We start from the raw sequence: 16905 nt of genomic DNA on the forward strand, positions 1-16905 counted from the left end.
GGCCGTACGGGCCCCTTTCCTCGGCCGATTGCGCTGTGAGGCCGGTCGCGGCGCGCGCTCCTCCGGCGGCGAGCTGCCGCTCAGCGTCGTCGACCCCGGCCGGCGTGCCCGCGCGGGCCGCGACGTCCGACGAGGACGGCTTCCGCAGGACGGAGGAATGCGCCGGTGCGGGGTCCGCTCAGCGCCCGAAGTCGAACCAGTTGAGATTCACGTAGTCGGCCGGCTGGCCGCTGGTGAAGGTCAGGTACACGTCGTGCGTGCCCGTGACGCCCGAGATGTTCGCCGGCACGGTCCGCCAGCTCTGCCAGCCGCCGGTGCCCGCCACGGCGAAGCCGCCGATCGACGGGCCGGTCCGGCTGTCGAGCCGGACGTCGACGAGCCCGCTCACCCCGTCGGCCGCGCCGCTGGCGACGCGGCCGTGGAACTGCGTCGCCGGCGCGCCGGAGCCGAAGTCGACGCCCTTGTAGAGGGCCCAGTCGCCGTTGCCGAGGCCCGTCAGGTCCTGGCCTCCGCCCGTGTCCGTGGTGGTCTCCCTCGCCGTGCCGGCCTGGGCGTCGTGGGATTCGGCCTGGACGGGGGCGTAGGCGTCGCGGCCGCCCGCCGGCGGGGTGCTGGGCGGTGTCGTCGGAGGCGTGGCCGGGGGAGTGGTGGGCGGGGTGGTCGGCGGGGTGGTCGTACCGGCCGTGGACTGGAGTACCGAGACGTAGTCGACGACCATCGAGTGGCCCGGCTGGGTCCCCGCGTCGGGTCCGCCGCCGAAGGCCGCGGGGAACTCCCCTCCCATGGCCACGTTCAGGATGATGAAGTAGCCGTGGTGGGTGGCGTTGGTCCAGGTGGTGGCGTCCATCTGGTTCGACCGGACGGTGTGGAAGTTGACCCCGTCGAGGTAGAAGCGCATCTCCTCCACGGCGATGGAGCGGTCCCATTCCACCGCGTAGGTGTGGAAGCCGCCCTGGCAGGTGGTGCCGGCGCACACGCGCTGGCCGCCGATGCCGGACTTCTCGTTGCACGGGCCGCCGGGGCTCGTGCCGCAGTGCATGGTGGCCCACTCGTTGTTGATGCCCTGGACGTTCTCCAGGATGTCGAGCTCGCCGATGCCCGGCCAGTTCCACCAGTTGCCGCGGTAGGGCGCGCCCAGCATCCAGAACGCGGGCCAGTACCCCTTGGCCGCGGCGCCCGTGACGTCGGGCATCTGGATACGGGCCTCTGTGCGCAGCTTGCCGCCCGCCGGGGGCTGGAAGTCGGAACGCCTGGTCTCGACGCGGCCGGAGGTCCAGTTGCCCGCCGCGTCCCGGCGCGGGGTGATGCGCAGGTGACCGGAGCCGTCGAGGGAGACGTTGGAGGCGTTCGCGGTCATCGTCTCGACCTCGCCGGTGCCGAAGCCGGCCGGGCCGCCGGGGTAGCTCGTGCCGGTGGTGTACTGCCAGTTCGCGGTGTTCACGCCGGAGCCCGAGGCCCCGTCGAAGTCGTCGACGAAGACCTGGGACCAGCCCGTGGGGACCGCCGGGGCGGCGGCGCTGGCGGGCAGGCTGACGACGGCGGCGGCCGCGGCCGCCACCGCCACTGTGCTCAGTGCGGCGATGACGGCCCGTCGGACCGACCGCCGTTCTCTGCCGGGTGTCTGGGGCATGGGTGCCCTCTCTGAGGGGGTGTGGGGGAACGGGGATCGCGGGGACAGCGGGGACAGCGGGGACAGCGGGGACAGCGGGGACAGCGGGGACAGCGGGGATCGCGGGGGATCAGGGAGAAGCGCGGGGGACGCGGGGAGGACGGGCGGAGCGAGGCACCCCGGGGGTGGGTCGAACCGGCGCGTGAGAGCGCTCTCAAGCGGGGGTCGGTGGCCACTGTGCTCCCCGCCCCAGGGGCCGTCAAGGGATCGGACGGGAAAGCTCCCGGGCCGTCCGGGCGGTCGCGCGTCGCGCGAGCGCCCGGACAGGGGCCCCGGCCGCGGGCGCAAGTGGGGATACGGCCTTTTCTCGCTGAGACCTCAACTGAGTAGGCCCTCTTGTGAGTTGAGGGAGAGGTATCAACAATGCGCATGACAACCGAAGGATCTTCGGTCGCATTGTCACCAGAGGGGAACCCCCACATGAACAAGCCTCTCGCCGCCGCCGCGTTCGCTCTGCTCCTCACCGGAGCGGCAGCGGCCCCGGCCGTGGCCCAGTCCACCAGGGAGGGTGCGGCCACCCAGGCCGTCGCGGTCACCTACGCGGGCACGGTCGCGCTCAGCAACTGCTCCGGCTCGGTCGTCCGCGTGCCCGACTCGCTGCCCACCGATCCCGCGCTCGTACTGTCCAACGGTCACTGTCTGGAATCGGGCATGCCGGCCGCGGGCCAGGTGATCAAGGACAAGGCGTCCAGTCGCTCCTTCTCGCTGCTCAACGCCTCGGGCTCCAAGGTCGCGACGCTGCGCGCGAGCAAGATCTCGTACGCGACGATGACCGACACGGACATCTCGATCTACCAGCTCACCAAGACGTACGCGCAGATCAGCAGCCAGTACGGCATCAACGCGCTTACCCTGAACGACGCCCACCCGGTACAGGGCACCGCGATCAAAGTGGTGTCCGGGTACTGGAAGCGCACCTACAGCTGCAACGCGGACGGTTTCAGCTACCTCCTCAAGGAGGGTGAGTGGACCTGGAAGGACTCGCTGCGCTACACCTCCGCCTGCAACACCATCGGCGGCACCTCTGGCTCGCCGGTGATCGACACGACGACGGGGAAGGTCGTCGCCGTCAACAACACGGGCAACGAGGACGGCGGGCGCTGCACGGTGAACAACCCGTGCGAGGTGGACCAGGGCGGGGCCGTGACGGTCCGCCAGGGCATCAACTACGCGCAGCAGACGTACATCATCGTCCCCTGCGTGGGTCCCGGTAACAAGATCGACCTGGCCCGCGCCGGCTGCACCCTTCCGAAGCCGTAGCGCTCAGGTCCGCCGGCGGGGGTCCTCCGCGGCCCCCGCCGGCGGACCCGTACTCGCCCGTCCGGCGGCCCTGTCCGTCCCGCCCGCCCCACCCCGCCGCGTCCTGCCCGTCCCGTCGCGTCCCGCCCGTCCCGTCCCGTCCGTGTCGGCTACAAGCCGTACCGCCGGGCGGACTCCTCCTCCTGTGCCAGCCGGTGCAGGGCCTTCAGTACCGGCTGGAAGAGGACCGTCGCGGCGACCGAGGTCTCCACCTGTTCCGTCTCGGAAGGGTGGGTCTCGACGAAGTCCAGGTCGCGCACGGCCGCTTGGTGCATGAGCTCCGCGTACGGAGCCATGAGCTCCGCGTCCCACGGATAGCCGAGCCGGATCAAGGTGGCCACGGCGACCACCAGCGACCGGTGGACCGGCGAGAGGGCGCCGAGCTCCCGGGCGGTCGACCAGCCCAGCAAGTGCAGCAGCCGGTCCACCTCGAGCCGCGCGCTCGCCACCGCCCCGTCCTCCTCGTCCGGCTCCGGCCCCTGCGGCAGTGCCCAGAGCGCCGCGCCGAGCCGGATCGTCCGGCCGAGCGACTCGTCGTCGACGTGGCCGAGGACCTCCCGGACCTTCGCCACCGACAGGCCCCCCACCTGGATGAGCGCGCGCACGAGGCGCAGTCTCCGCACGTGTCCCTCGTCGTACTCCGAGGTCGTCGCGCCGACGCGGCGCCCCGCGGGCAACAGGCCCTCGCGCAGGTAGTACTTGATGGTCGCGGTGGGCAGGCCGCTCCGTTCGCTCAGCTCCGCCAGCCGCATCTCTTGAACCTTCCATTGGAGAGTGTCACTATCCAACCGGGCGCTGGACAGTGCCGTGCCGTCATCCAATCAGGCCACCTGGAGGCCGTGTGTCCGCGAAGCCGTTACCGGGCCGTACCACCGCCGCCGTCGAGGGCGACGTGGTCGTCCTGCTGATAGGGATGCGCATCAACCACTTCTGGGCCGTCCACCACTGGCTGCCGGTCCTCCTGGCCATGCCCCGCATGCTCCGCGAGCTGGCCCGCGACGAGGGCCGCGGACTCCTGAACCACGTCCTGCTCACCGCGTCACCCCGGACGTACTACGTCGTCCAGTACTGGGAGTCCAAGGAGAAGCTGTACGCCTACGCGGCCGCGCCGGACATGCTCCACCGCAAGGCCTGGGCGATGATGAACCGCAAGGAGCTCACCGGCAAGGCGCGCCAGCACGTGGGCCTGTGGCACGAGACGTACATCGTGCCCGAGGGCTCGTACGAGTCCATCTACGCGGACATGCCGCCCTTCGGGCTGGGTGCGGCCACCGGCGTGCTCCCCCTCGAAGCCCGCGGCCGCGGCGCTGCCGACCGCCTGGCGCACCGTTCCGTTCCGGCCGTTCCGGAAGGCTGAGCGCACGCGACGAGGGCCCGTCCGGATCCTCCGGACGGGCCCTCGTCGCGGCGGCCGGTGCTCGCGCACCGGACGGGCGGTGGAATCAGTTCTTGGGGACCTTGACGACGACGGTGCCGCACACCTTGTCGGCGAAGGTCTGCTTCTTCTCGTCCCACAGCGGCCAGAGCCAGCCGAGGTAGCAGGCGACGGAGTCCAGGAAGTGCGCGAGCCTGCGGACGAAGGCCATGCCGAAGCCCAGGACGCTCCCGTCGACCGCGCGGCGCAGGCTGATCCCCAGGGCCTTCTTGCCGATCGTCTGTCCGGTCGAGCCTTCCTTGTACAGCTGGAAGATGCTCATGCCGATCGTGTACAGGACGCCGATCGTGAAGAAGACGCCGGGGCCCGCGGTCGCCGGGTCGTCGCTCATGGCGAGGTCGATGAGGCCGAGGGCGTACATCGGGGCCACGGTGATCAGGCCGTCGAGCAGGAGCGCACCGACGCGCAGACCCCAGTGAGCCAGGGGCGGCATCCCGGCGCCGGGCATTCCGGCGGGCATGCCCGGCATCCCGGCAGGCGGGTACGCGCCGTACGGCTGCTGCGGGGGCATGCCCACCGGGGGCTGCTGCGGGTAGCCGTACTGCGGGGGAACGCCCTGCGGCGCCTGCTGCGGGTAGCCGGGCTGGCCCTGCGGGGGCTGCTGGCTGTAGGGGTTGTTCGGGTCGCCGAAGCTCATGGCGAAGTCTCTCCAGGGGTGTAACGGGGACGAGCGGCACGCGTGGAGGGACGCCATGACCTGAGCGGGTCCGCCCCCCCTGCGCAATCCGCGAACTTGCGGGGCCATCGTGTTAGTAAGATCGGCCACTTGTCCAATTGACGAGCCCATGACCCGACGGGGCGCCGCTACTTGCCCACCAGCCGTGAAGCGCGGTCCTGTGCGGTCGTGCGCGCGCACGCGCGGGGCCTCGGGGGACCGGGACCGAGGGCGCAACGGCCCGCGAGGGCGAAGCCCCCGGAACGGCATGGAGTCCCGGACCCTGACAACGGGTCCGGGACTCCCGGGGCCACTTCGCTGACCGCCACCTACAACGACCGGAGGCCTCCGCGGTCACCGCCTTGCGGCGACCTCGTGGCGTCCCGCGTCCCGAAGGCGGCCGGCACCGCCGGGGTCTGGCCCCCGGCGCGTGCCGTGGGGATCATGAGGAGACGTCGGGGCGAAGGGGCTCCGGCACGCCACCGAGCCCAGGGGGTCCATGTGCCGTCCGTCGAGTCGAGCTACGCGTCAGGGGCGTGCGAAGTGCCGTTGTCGGGTGACACGATCGGGGAGAACCTCGACCGAGCCGTCCGCGGGTTCCCCGGCCGGGACGCCCTCGTAGAGGTGGCGACCGGGCGTCGGTGGACGTACGCGCAGTTCGGCGCCGACGTCGACGCCCTCGCCCTCGGACTGCTGGACCTGGGCATCGTCAAGGGGGACAGAGTCGGCATCTGGGCCCCCAACCGGGCCGAGTGGACGCTCGTGCAGTACGCCACCGCCAAGATCGGGGCGATCCTCGTCACCGTGAATCCGGCCTACCGCTCCCACGAGCTGGAATACGTCCTGTGCCAGTCCGGGGTCCGGCTGCTGGTGGCGGCGGACCGGTTCAAGTCCTCCGACTACGCGGCCATGGTCGAGGAGATCCGGCCGCGCTGCGCGGCACTGGAGTTCGTGGCCCTGCTGGACGGGCCGCTCTGGAACTCCCTGCTGGAGCGCGGCCGCCATGGCGACCGGGCCGACCTCGCCCGTGCCCAGTCCGCACTGAGCCCGGACGACCCCGTCAACATCCAGTACACCTCGGGGACCACCGGCTTTCCCAAGGGCGCGACGCTCTCGCACCACAACATCCTGAACAATGCCTTCTTCGTGGGCGAGACGTGCGGGTACACCGAGCTCGACCGGGTCTGCATCCCGGTCCCCTTCTACCACTGCTTCGGCATGGTCATGGGAAACCTCGCCTGCACCAGCCACGGCGCGGCCATGGTCATCCCCGCGGCTGCCTTCGAACCGGGGGCCACCCTCGCGGCCGTACAGGCGGAGTCCTGCACCTCGCTCTACGGGGTCCCCACCATGTTCATCGCCCAGCTGGCCCATCCGGACTTCGAGTCCTACGACCTCTCCAGCCTGCGCACGGGCATCATGGCCGGCTCGCCCTGCCCGGTCGAGGTGATGAAGGAGGTCATCGACCGGATGGGCATGCGCGAGGTGTCCATCTGCTACGGGATGACGGAGACCTCGCCCGTCTCGACCCAGACCCGGGTGGACGACTCGGTCGAGCGCCGGGTCTCCACCGTGGGCCGCGTCGGACCGCACCTGGAGGTCAAGGTCGTCGATCCGGCCTCCGGCAGGACCGTCCCGCGCGGCGAACCGGGCGAACTGTGCACGCGGGGCTACTCGGTCATGCTCGGCTACTGGGACCAGCCCGAGCGGACCGCCGAGGCCGTCGACGCGGCGCGCTGGATGCACACGGGCGATCTCGCCGTCATGGACGGCGACGGCTACCTGAGCATCACCGGCCGGATCAAGGACATGGTGATCCGGGGCGGCGAGAACCTGTATCCGCGCGAGATCGAGGAGTTCCTGCACGGGCACCCGGACGTCATGGACGTCCAGGTGATCGGCGTACCCGACCCGAAGTACGGGGAGGAGCTCATGGCGTGGGTACGGATGCGCGAGGGTGCGGAGCCGTTGACCGCGCCGGCCGTCCGGGCCTTCTGCGAGGGCCGGCTGGCCCACTTCAAGATCCCGCGCTACGTCCACGTCGTGGAGGAGTTCCCGATGACGGTGACGGGCAAGATCCGCAAGATCGAGATGCGGGAGATGGCGGTCCGGCTGCTGCACCCGCCCACGAGCCCGTAGGACGGCCACCGGTCACTGGTCAACGGGCCTCGGTCATCGGCCACCGGGCCCCCGCCCCACCGGTGGCTGCCGCTGTCCGGTGTCCGACCACCCTCGGCGGGCCGGACACCGGGCGGGCCGTGCCGTCGCTCAGCGCGCCGCCTTGGCGCCCTTCCCCGCGACGGTGTTGCCCGTGACCGCGCCGTCGCCGGCCAGGGTCACCGCGTGGCGGACCCCGTCGGAGCCGAGGACCACGACCCGCCAGGCGCTCCCGCCACCCTCCTGGGCGATCACGCGCAGCCCTTCGGCCTTGCCACCGGGTACGGCCGCCTCCGCCTTCTCCAGGGCCTGGGCGGCCGCCAGCGCGGGAAGCGGCACGGGTGCGTGGTCCGGCCGGTCGACGACCTTCCCCTCCTCGCGTCCCGGCTTCCCGGGCCCCTCCATGCCCGGCCGGCCGCCCTTGTCGGCCCGCGGGCCGGGCCGGCCGGGAAGCGGAGCCGCCTCGGGGCCGCCGCCCCGGCTCTCGAGGTCGAACCGGTCCCAGACCCGCTCCGCACGGGTGCGCCGCACGTGGTCGTGGTCCGCCACCGCCACCGCCGCGGCCCCCGCGGTGCCGGCCGCCGCGACGACGACCAGCCCGAGGGCCACCCAGCGGGCCCGGCCTTCACGGGTGAACCGTACGATCCGGGCACCGCGCCCCGGGGCCTTGCCGGTCGCGTCCGCGGCGGCGCCCTCGCCTCCCTCGCCCGGACCCGCCGGATAGGCGGGCGGCTGGGGACTGGACTGAGTCATCTGTGTGCTCCTCGCGTTCTCCGGGCGACGCGCCCGGCTCTCGGCCGATCGTGCGAGCACGAGCCTGAAGCTCTGCTGAAGCCGGCTGAAGAACCCTTCAGCAAGCCGGCGGCCCGACCTGCGAACCTTGCCTCATGCGCGTACTGGTGGTCGAGGACGAGCGGCGACTGGCCGCGGCCCTGCAACGTGGTCTCCGGGCCGAGGGCTTCACGGTGGACACGGCACACGACGGGCCGCAAGGCCTGTGGATGGCGGGAGAACACGACTACGACGCCATCGTGCTCGACATCATGCTCCCCGGACTCAACGGCTACCGGGTCTGCGCCCGGCTGCGCGCGGCGGGCTGCGAGTCCGGCATCCTCATGCTCACCGCGAAGGACGGCGAGTACGACGAGGCCGAGGCCCTCGACACGGGAGCGGACGACTTCCTCTCCAAGCCCTTCTCCTACGTCGTCCTCGTGGCCCGCCTGCGCGCCCTGATCCGGCGCACCGGCCGGCGCAGCCCGCAGGTCATGGAGTTCGGCGACCTCCTCATCGACCCGGCCCGCCGGGTCTGCACCCGCGGCGGCGTCGAAGCCCGGCTGACCTCGCGCGAGTTCGCCGTCCTGGTGCACCTCGCCCGCCGCGCCGGAGAAGTGGTGCCCAAGCGGGACATCCTGGACAACGTCTGGGATGCCCACTACGAGGGGGACCTCAATGTCGTCGAGGTCCACGTCAGCGCCCTGCGCCGGAAGATAGACGCGCCGTTCGGCCGGGCCGCCGTGGAGACCGTCCGAGGAGCCGGCTACCGGCTGGCGGCCGACGGTGGCTGAGCCCCGCGAGCTCCGTGCCGCCCGCCCGTCCCCGCGCCCCGCTCTCGTCCGGCTGCGTGAAGCCGCGTACCGGCTGCGGCCCAGATCCGTGCGCGCCCAGGCCACCCTCGGCGCGTCCGCCGTGGTGGCGCTGGCCCTCGGCGCGGCCTCCGTCGCGCTGCTCGGAGCGCTGGAGACCAACCTGACGCGCACCGCCCAGGCCGACGCCGAACAGCAGGCCGTCACGATCGCCGCCCTAGCAGCCGCGGGCCGGCTGGACTCCGTACCGCCCCCCGCCCGCGGAACGGACTTCGTGCAGGTGGTGGACGCGCAGGGACGGGTCCTCGCGGCCAGCCCCAACCTCGCGGGCCGCCCGGCCCTCGCCCCGGCGCCTCCCCGCATCCCCGGCACCGTACGGGACACCTGGAAGGGCGTCCGGCTCCGCGAGGCCCACCGGCAGCGGGTCGTCCAGGTCACCACCGTCACCGCGAACGGCCTGGTCACCGTCTACGCCGGGACCTCGCTCAGGGACGCCGACACCGCCGACGAGACCATCATGGCGGCGCTGTTCATCGCGGTCCCGCTGCTCGTCCTCATCGTGGCCCTGATCACCTGGCGGGTGACGGGCTGGGCGCTGCGCCCCGTCGAGGCGATCCGGGCCGAGGTCGCCGAGATCGGCGACCGCGAACTCCACCGCCGGGTACCCGTACCGCGCACCCGCGACGAAGTGGCCCGCCTCGCCGTCACGATGAACGAGACCCTGGACCGGCTGGAGGCTTCCGGGATCCGCCAGCGCCGCTTCATCGCGGACGCCTCCCACGAGCTGCGCAGCCCCATCACGGTCCTGCGCACCCAGCTCGAGGTCGCTCAGGCCCACCCGGATCCCGCCCTGTGGGGCGAACTGGTCAGCGGGGCGCTGGAGGACACCGTACGGCTCCAGGACCTCGCGGCCGACCTGCTCCTGCTGGCCCGCCTCGACACCTCGGAGCCGCCGCCCGCCACCGACGTCGACCTCACGGAGGTGGCCCGGGACGCCGCCCGCGCGCGTGGGGGCGACCGGGTCCCCGTCCGCACCGACATCGCCCCGGGGATCACGGTGCGCGGCAGCACCATCTGGCTGTCCCGGCTGGTGACGAACCTGCTGGACAACGGGCAACGGCACGCCGAGCGGCGGGTCGTACTCGCGCTGCGCGCCGACCGGGTCCGGGGCGAAGCCGTACTGGAGGTCACCGACGACGGCGCGGGCATAGCCCCCGCCGACCGGGAACGGGTCTTCGAGCGGTTCACCCGGCTCGACGACGCCCGCGCCCGCGACGAGGGAGGCACCGGTCTGGGCCTGGCCATCGCCCGCGACATCGCCCTCCGGCTGGGCGGCTCCCTGCGCGTCGACGACTCCCCGCAGGGAGCCCGCCTGGTGGCCCGGCTCCCGCTGGCCCGCTGAGGAACGGTCCGGGAGACCTGGCGCCGGCCAGAAGGACCGGACGGCGGACCGGACGGCGGACCGTGCGGCGTACCGGGCGGGACGGGGTGAGGCGGACCGGGATCGAGCGGACCGGTACCAGCTCACCGGGAGCCGCTCACCGGTATCAGCAGACGGGTCGGCGGCCCCCGTCCCGGGCGGCCTCCTCGGCGGCCGCCACCGGCGCCGGCAGTCCGGGCACCGGATCGGCGGGTACCGTCAGCCGCCCCTCCCGGCCGACGGCGAACGACGCGCCCTTGACGGTGACCCGGCCCGTGGAGACGGCCTCCAGGACGCCGAGGGCGGCGACGTACGCGGGGAAGCTCTCCACGTCCCGCCGGTGGCGGGCCGGCTCCCGGTACCCGCCGAGGGCGGGACAGCCGTCCTGCCCGGTGAGCGTGTACGAAGTGGTCACCACCCGGTACGCGCCCTCCGGGCGCAGCGCGGCGCCGTCGATGAACACGTCGCCCGGCGCGACCCGGTCCCCGGCCGGCCGGGCCGCGTCGAAGGAGTAGCGGACGTTGCCGGACACCGCGAGCGGCGCGTACGTCAGCACGCCGGCCTCGTCCTGCGCCCACTGCTGCTCCAGCGCGTCGTGGAGCTGCTGCCCGCTCACCTCGGCGCTGACCAGAGGGCATCCGTAGCCGACGGCCCGCCAGGCCCGTTCGAAGGAGACCGGGTCGTCCAGGGCGGGACCGGCGGGCAGGTCCGTGTTGACGACGCTCCGGCCGACGCGCGGGGCGAGCGCGATGAGCGCCAGATCCGCGCCGGACCGCTCCGGCCGGGGGCTGGTGTCGAAGGAGTCCGGCGGCTGGGCGGCGGCCCACAGCGCCCAGTCGGCGACCAGGTTGCCCATGGTGCTCTCCCCGGCGGGCGACAGCCGGCGGTGGAAGGACGCGCGCTGGCGCCCGATGGCCGTCGCGGCGTGCCGTGCGGCGTGACCGTTCCAGTGGTCGACGACCTCCCGGAGCGCGGGATCGGGGTCGACGTCACGGGTGTTGGGATGGTTGACGGAGGTGGTGAGCGCGCGGACGACCGCACCGGTGCCGGGGTCGAGGCGCAGGGTGATCTCGCCGACGATCTGCCCGTGGCAGCCTGCCTCGACGAAGGGCCGCGGCCGCCCGTCCGGGTCCGGCAGCATCATGTTGAAGGCGTTGTGCCAGTGCCCGGTCACGATCACGTCGATGTCGGGGGAGGCACGCAGCGCCAGCTCGTAGGCCGGACCGCTGGGTTCGCCGCCGGAATCGAAATCGCTGCCCGCCACCGCCCCGTCGTGCATGCTGAGCACGATGGCGCGGACCCCGAGCTCCTTGAGCCGGGCGGCGCAGAGGTTGGCGGCGGACAGCTCGTCGAGGGTCGTGAGGCCGGGCTGGAAGGAGTTCGCGAAGAACTCGCTGCCGAGGGCCGTCAGATGGATGAAGCCGATGGGCAGCCGCCGGCCGCCGGGCGCGTCCACCCATTCGACGTGGTACGGGGGGAGCACGGTCTCCCCGGTCGCCGCGGACACGGCATTGGCGCTGTAATAGCGGAAGTCGGCGCCGTGGAAGGTGGCGCCGCCCGAGTCCGGGAAGCTGTTGGTCCACCCCGCCCCCTCGTAGGGAAGCCCCTGCTCCATGTGCCGGACGAGGAAGCCGGGCGTCCGGTCGAACTCGTGGTTGCCGGCCGTCGCGAAGTCCAGCCCGAGCCGGTTGAGGGCCTCGATCGTCGGCTCGTCGGCGAGGGTGAACGCCGGGAACTCCCAGCCGGAGAAGAGGTCGCCCGGCGCGAAGAAGAAGGAGTTGGCCCGCCCCTCCCGCAGCCGGGCCAGATGGGTGGCCATGTACGCGACGCCGCCGACGGTGTACGCACGGCCGCCCGCGCCGGTGATGACGGAGTCCCGGGCCGGGGGAGCGGACAGGTAGCCGTGCAGATCGGTGATGTGCAGCAGTTGCACGTCGACGTAGCCCGCGACGCTCGCCGGATCGCGCCCCGCGCGGGTGGCGGCCGCCGCGGTACCGGTGAGCGCCTTGACCCCGAACGGCCCGGCGGCCGCCCCCGCGCCGCCGGTGGCGGCGGCCGCCCCCGCGGCCAGGAACCGGCGTCGGCCGAACTCTTCCATCGGTGCTCGCCTTTCGCCTGGTGGAGGCAGCTCCGGCCGCGCGCGGGGCAGTCTGCGCGCCTGGGCCGCCCGTCCGTCTCGCGTCGTACGTCCGTCTCGCGTCGTGCGTCCGTCGGGCGGAAGTCCGGGAGGCCCATCCTGTGGAGCGCCCCCGGCGCGACCGCAGGGCGTGCACGACATTTCCCCCGCGCCCCGTCGGTATCCGGCCGTTCTCGCCTCCCGGCGGCTCCCGGAGGGCCGGTCCCGAGTGCCTCGCCCGCCCGTTCCCGCGGTCCCGCGACGAAGGCCGGTTCTGGTTACTCCGCCCCCCGCGCTCGGATCTACTCCCTCACTCAGCGGTCCCGCGGAGCGGTGGACCGCCGCTGTCCGACGACGACGTGAAGGAGCTGCACGTGGCTGAGGAGAAGGCATCGAGGGCGCCCGCGCAACCGGCGGCACCAGGCGGGCAGGTGGCCGCCGACCCGCCCGAGTTCACGTTCAGCTGGGGCGGGCACAACGAGGCCATGGAGCACCTCTCGCTCCGCAGGATGGCCGCCCGCCTGCCCGACGCGCTCGCGCAGACCGCGCGGATGGCCTGGCGGATCGACCCCGCTTCCGTGACCTGGCTGCTGGCCGGCCAGGTCCTCGCCGGAGCCTGTACGGCGGCCACCCTCGCCGGGGTCGCCGACGCGATGGGCCCGCTCCTGTCGGGCGGCGGCGCCGGCGAGCGCATCGGGGCCGCGGCCTGGCCGCTGGCCGTCGCCGCGGTCGCGGCCGGGGCCGGCACGACGGCCGAGATCGCCGCCGGCAGCGCGGCCCGCCGGCTCACCCCGCGGCTGGCCACGACGGCCGACCTGGACATGGTCGACGCCCACATGGACGTGGAGGTCTCCGCCTACGACGAACCCGCGTTCTCCGACCGTTCGGAGGCAGCCGAGATCGGGGCCGCCCGTTCCTCCCTGCTCGTCAAGGACGCGATGGCCTTCACCAACGGCCTGGTCAACCTCCTCGCGGTCGCGGGGGTCCTCGCCGTCGTCCACCCCGTCCTGATGCCGCTGCTCCTGCTCTCCGTCGTGCCGCGGGGCATGGGAGCCGTCATCGCAGCCCGCCTGGACTACGCCCTCCACAACGAGACGATCGCCTCCCGCAACATCCGCGGGATGATGCGCTGGTACCTCACCACCCACAAGCTCGGCGACGAGCTGCGCTGCAACTCCATGCGCCCCTACGCGCACGCCTGGTACGCCACGGTCTGCGCCCGCATCGACGCCAAACTCGTCGGCTCCGCCCCCCGCCACCTGAGGGTCTCGCTCCTCGCCGCGGCGCTCGGCGGCCTCTTCCAGCTGGGCACGTGGGCCGCGCTCGCCGCGCTCGTCCTCACCGGCTCCATGGCCCTCGCGGCGGCGGGCACCGCGATCGTCGCCATGAGGACCTCCGCGTCCGCGCTGTCCGGCCTCGTGGTCTACGGGGCCGCCATGTTCCAGCACGCCCTCTACCTCGAGGACTACCGTCTCTTCCTGGAGCAGGCCCGCGAACTGGCCGGCACCCGGGGCTCCGTGGAGGCGGAGCCGCCGGAGAAGGTCAGCCTGGAGAACGCCTCGTACACCTACCCGGGCAAGGACACCCCGGCGCTCGGCCCGGTCAGCCTGTCGCTGTCCCGCGGCGAGATCATCGCCGTCGTCGGGGAGAACGGCGCCGGGAAGTCCACCCTCATCCGGCTGCTGACCGGCCTCACGGTGCCCAGCGACGGGGAGGTGTACTGGGACGGCGTCCCGACGCGCGCGCACGACCAGCACACTCTGTGGGCCCACGTCGGTCTGGTCGCCCAGTCCTTCGCGCACTGGCCCTTCACGGCCCGCGAGAACGTCACCCTCGGCCAGCCCGACGAGCGCGGCGACGACGCCGTGGCCCAGGCGCTCGACGCGGTCGGCATGCGCGAGGCCGTCCGGGGCTACCCGCAGGGTCTCGACACGCTCCTGGCCCGCTCCCTGTGGGGCGGCCACGAACCCTCCGGCGGCCAGTGGCAGCGGCTGGCCTGCGCCCGCGCCTTCCACCGCAAGCCACGGTTCCTGATCATGGACGAGCCGACCTCGGCGATGGACGCACGGGGCGAGCACCAGATCTTCACCGGGCTTCAGGCGATGAAGGAGGACCGGATCACCATGATCGTCACGCACCGGATGGAGAACTGCCGCCTGGCCGACCGCATCATCGTCCTGGAGAAGGGCCGCGTCACCGAATCCGGCACCTTCGCCGAACTGACCTCCCTGGGCGGCACCTTCGCCGAGCTGTACGGCCTCTCCCAGGACCGCTGAGCGGCGGCCGAAGACGCTGAGCGACACGGAGCCGCGGATCCCTCCGCCCCCACGCGGGGGACGGCGTACGGGATCCGCGACTCCCGTCCCTCAGGTACGGGACCGCTGGACGTCAGCTCTTGCCCACGCCGCCGCTCTTCACCAGATCGGTGATGTCCGCGGTGTCGGCGGCCGGCGGAGCGGAGATGTCCTTCGCCACACCGAACGACAGGAAGTCCACGTTCACGCTCATGGTGCCGTAGGCCTGGTTCAGCCGCGAGGGCATGCCCTTGTCGTCCACCCAGATGTCCGCGACGAGCTCGTCGGAGCCGCTGCCGCCCATCGCTCCGAACGCGGAAGCGGCGTCGCCCAGCTTGGACGAGGGAATCGTGGCGCGGTAGTGCACCGAGCTCTTGCCGTTGACGTCCTCGCTGCCGACCTTGGTGACGTTGCTGGCCCACTTCAGCGACTTCAGTCCGGCCGTCGGGTCGTTGTTCCCCGACTCCATGGCCGCGACGCCCTTGTCGCCCAGCACGGCCGAGGCGTCGAGCTTCAGCCAGGTCTTGCCCTTGTAGGGGCCGTCCGGCGCCGGGTCGATGCCGTAGTAGTACGAGCCCTGGACGAGCCGGTAGGTGATCGTGCCGTCCGCGACCAGGTCCTCCATCTCGAGGTCCTTGGCCGGCATCTCCGCCTCCATCGCGAGGCCGTTGCCCCACGAGTAGACGCCGTTCATCTGGACCGGCTTGCCGCCCGTGTCGGGCATCGTCACGGTCATCTTGACGTCGGCCGAGCCGGCCTTCGAGGCGTCGTCGGAGGCCTTCGCGAGCGTCGCGACGAGCGTCTCCGCAGAATCGGCGGCCTTCTTGCCCACCGATGTGCCGACCGCGCAGCCGCTCACGCCGACCGTCACGACCAGTGCCGCCGCGATGCCCGTGGCCGTCCTGCTTGCCTTCATTGCCCCACCCCTTGCTCATATACCGGTACCGGTGTCCGGTGTCCACCCCTGGACTGCCGGACATCTTCCCACGCTCGCACGCCCTGACGATTTTCCGGGTGTCCTTTTCCTTCCGCCGACCACCGTCCCGGGGCGGTCCACCGGGACGGTGGTCCCGCGGACCGGGCCCGGAAATCCCTTCGAGCCGTCCCGTACGCCCTGGATATGCTTCCGAAATGTTGCGACTGGAGCGGCTCCGGGCCGATCACCGAGACAGCCTGCTGGCCTTCGAGCGGGAGAACAGGGAGTACTTCGCCCGCTCGGTACCGGACCGCGGGGACGCCTACTTCGCGGAATTCGACGCCCGGCACCGGGCCCTGCTCGCCGAACAGGACGAGGGTGCCTGCCACTTCCACCTGGTGATCGACGAGGCCGGCGGCGACGTCGCCGGGCGGGTCAACCTCGTGGACGCCGAGGACGGCGTCGCCGAACTCGGCTACCGCATCGGCGCACGCTCCGCGGGCCGGGGCATGGCGACGGCCGCCGTCGCGAAGGTCTGCGCTCTCGCCGCCTCGCAGTACGGGCTGCGCGCGCTCACGGCCGTCACCACCCTCGACAACGCGGCCTCCGCGGCGGTCCTGGGCCGCAGCGGCTTCGAAGTGGTGGGGGAGCTCACCGTCGACGGCCGGCCCGGGCTGAGCCACCGGAAGGCGCTGACCGCGCGGAGCTGACGCCCGCTCGGCCGGAGGACGCGCTGCGTCACCCCATCGCTGCGCCCGGCGCGCGCGGGAGGCGATGATCACGGAGGGTGTTGATCACCGGCAGCGCGCGCTGCCGGCCGGCCCCCGCACCGAGGAGTCCCCGACCGCATGGTTGTCGCCGTTGCCGTCGCTGTCGCCGCCGTCGTCGGAGCTGCTCTGATCGCCGTGGGTGCCGTGCGGCCCGGCCGCCGCGTCGCACACCCACGGGGCAGTCCGGACGCCGGGCCGGCCGTCGCCGCCACCGGACTCGACTCCTCCTCCTCGTCCTCATCCTGCTCATCCTGCTTTCCCAACCCGGCCTGCCTGACGGCGCGCTCGGCCCAGGACCCGGCAGTCGCCCGGACGGGCGGCCGCGCCGGCGCCGGCGCCCTCATAGACCTCTCCCCCGAGTACGCGCACCCGGTCACCCCATGGCGCGAGTGGCCGAGGACGGGGCACGGAGCCACGGCCGAGGAGAGCTGAGCCGTGGCCCGTGGACTCGGCGAACCCGTCGCGAAGGTCCCTCCGGAGACTCCGCCGGAGGCGGTCGACGACCCGCGCGGCGCGGTCGACCGGCCGACGGCGCGGCGCCGGGCCCGGGTGACGGGCTCCCAGGGCGCCCACCCACAGCACTAGCCCTTC

Annotated in this window: 15 protein-coding genes; 9 read left to right on the forward strand and 6 right to left on the reverse strand. The window is 72.9% G+C overall.

Annotation, left to right across the window (positions count from 1 at the left end; genetic code table 11):
• Window positions 1–178: 178 nt before the first annotated feature.
• Window positions 179–1630, reverse strand: coding sequence for a glycoside hydrolase family 16 protein (locus tag ABZY44_RS03745; RefSeq protein WP_356649943.1), 1452 nt, complete (start codon window positions 1628–1630; stop codon window positions 179–181).
• A 459-nt stretch (window positions 1631–2089) separates the two neighbouring features.
• On the opposite strand from ABZY44_RS03745, the gene ABZY44_RS03750 reads away from it, so the two are divergent.
• Window positions 2090–2929, forward strand: a complete 840-nt coding sequence (locus ABZY44_RS03750) for a serine protease (protein WP_356649944.1) — start codon at window positions 2090–2092, stop codon at window positions 2927–2929.
• 149 nt (window positions 2930–3078) lie between these two features.
• On the opposite strand, the gene ABZY44_RS03755 is transcribed toward ABZY44_RS03750, so the two are convergent.
• On the reverse strand, window positions 3079–3720 hold the full coding sequence (locus tag ABZY44_RS03755) for a MerR family transcriptional regulator (RefSeq protein ID WP_356649945.1): 642 nt from the start codon (window positions 3718–3720) through the stop codon (window positions 3079–3081).
• Between the two features lie 89 nt (window positions 3721–3809).
• On the opposite strand from ABZY44_RS03755, the gene ABZY44_RS03760 reads away from it, so the two are divergent.
• Window positions 3810–4325, forward strand: a complete 516-nt coding sequence (locus ABZY44_RS03760; RefSeq protein ID WP_356649946.1) for a DUF4188 domain-containing protein — start codon at window positions 3810–3812, stop codon at window positions 4323–4325.
• 85 nt (window positions 4326–4410) lie between these two features.
• Here the strand turns inward: ABZY44_RS03760 and ABZY44_RS03765 are convergent, their stop codons facing one another.
• Complete coding sequence (locus ABZY44_RS03765) at window positions 4411–5040, reverse strand: RDD family protein (RefSeq protein ID WP_356649947.1); 630 nt, start codon at window positions 5038–5040, stop codon at window positions 4411–4413.
• Between the two features lie 462 nt (window positions 5041–5502).
• Here ABZY44_RS03765 and ABZY44_RS03770 point away from each other — a divergent pair, with 462 nt between their 5' ends.
• On the forward strand, window positions 5503–7197 hold the full coding sequence (locus ABZY44_RS03770) for an AMP-binding protein (protein WP_356649948.1): 1695 nt from the start codon (window positions 5503–5505) through the stop codon (window positions 7195–7197).
• A gap of 129 nt (window positions 7198–7326) precedes the next feature.
• Here the strand turns inward: ABZY44_RS03770 and ABZY44_RS03775 are convergent, their stop codons facing one another.
• On the reverse strand, window positions 7327–7968 hold the full coding sequence (locus ABZY44_RS03775; RefSeq protein ID WP_356649949.1) for a hypothetical protein: 642 nt from the start codon (window positions 7966–7968) through the stop codon (window positions 7327–7329).
• Window positions 7969–8102: 134 nt separating this feature from the next.
• Here ABZY44_RS03775 and ABZY44_RS03780 point away from each other — a divergent pair, with 134 nt between their 5' ends.
• Both ABZY44_RS03780 and ABZY44_RS03785 read left to right on the forward strand, forming a co-directional pair.
• Complete coding sequence (locus tag ABZY44_RS03780) at window positions 8103–8780, forward strand: response regulator transcription factor (protein WP_356649950.1); 678 nt, start codon at window positions 8103–8105, stop codon at window positions 8778–8780.
• Window positions 8773–10200, forward strand: coding sequence for a HAMP domain-containing sensor histidine kinase (locus ABZY44_RS03785; RefSeq protein ID WP_356649951.1), 1428 nt, complete (start codon window positions 8773–8775; stop codon window positions 10198–10200). Before ABZY44_RS03780 ends, ABZY44_RS03785 begins: the two co-directional genes overlap by 8 nt.
• A gap of 145 nt (window positions 10201–10345) precedes the next feature.
• Here ABZY44_RS03785 and ABZY44_RS03790 read toward each other — a convergent pair whose 3' ends face one another.
• Window positions 10346–12316 carry a bifunctional metallophosphatase/5'-nucleotidase gene (locus tag ABZY44_RS03790; RefSeq protein ID WP_356649952.1) on the reverse strand — a complete coding sequence of 657 codons (1971 nt, stop codon included), beginning with the start codon at window positions 12314–12316 and terminating at the stop codon, window positions 10346–10348.
• Between the two features lie 392 nt (window positions 12317–12708).
• Between ABZY44_RS03790 and ABZY44_RS03795 the strand changes: the two genes are divergently transcribed.
• Window positions 12709–14610, forward strand: coding sequence for an ABC transporter ATP-binding protein (locus ABZY44_RS03795; RefSeq protein ID WP_356649953.1), 1902 nt, complete (start codon window positions 12709–12711; stop codon window positions 14608–14610).
• Between the two features lie 112 nt (window positions 14611–14722).
• Here the strand turns inward: ABZY44_RS03795 and ABZY44_RS03800 are convergent, their stop codons facing one another.
• Window positions 14723–15544 (reverse strand): hypothetical protein, encoded by an 822-nt coding sequence (locus ABZY44_RS03800; protein ID WP_356649954.1) that lies wholly within the window; start codon window positions 15542–15544, stop codon window positions 14723–14725.
• A 215-nt stretch (window positions 15545–15759) separates the two neighbouring features.
• Here ABZY44_RS03800 and ABZY44_RS03805 point away from each other — a divergent pair, with 215 nt between their 5' ends.
• The 3 genes from ABZY44_RS03805 to ABZY44_RS03815 all read left to right on the forward strand — a co-directional run bounded on the left by ABZY44_RS03805 (window position 15760) and on the right by ABZY44_RS03815 (window position 16899).
• Window positions 15760–16254, forward strand: a complete 495-nt coding sequence (locus tag ABZY44_RS03805) for a GNAT family N-acetyltransferase (protein ID WP_356649955.1) — start codon at window positions 15760–15762, stop codon at window positions 16252–16254.
• Window positions 16255–16392: 138 nt separating this feature from the next.
• Window positions 16393–16746, forward strand: coding sequence for a hypothetical protein (locus ABZY44_RS03810; protein ID WP_356649956.1), 354 nt, complete (start codon window positions 16393–16395; stop codon window positions 16744–16746).
• A 3-nt stretch (window positions 16747–16749) separates the two neighbouring features.
• The gene (locus ABZY44_RS03815; RefSeq protein ID WP_356649957.1) at window positions 16750–16899 is read left to right on the forward strand and encodes a hypothetical protein; all 150 of its coding nucleotides are present in this window, start codon (window positions 16750–16752) and stop codon (window positions 16897–16899) included.
• The last annotated feature ends 6 nt before the right edge of the window (window positions 16900–16905 follow it).

The sequence above is a fragment of the Streptomyces sp. NPDC006544 genome, assembly GCF_040611715.1.
Classification (GTDB): Bacteria; Actinomycetota; Actinomycetes; order Streptomycetales; family Streptomycetaceae; genus Streptomyces.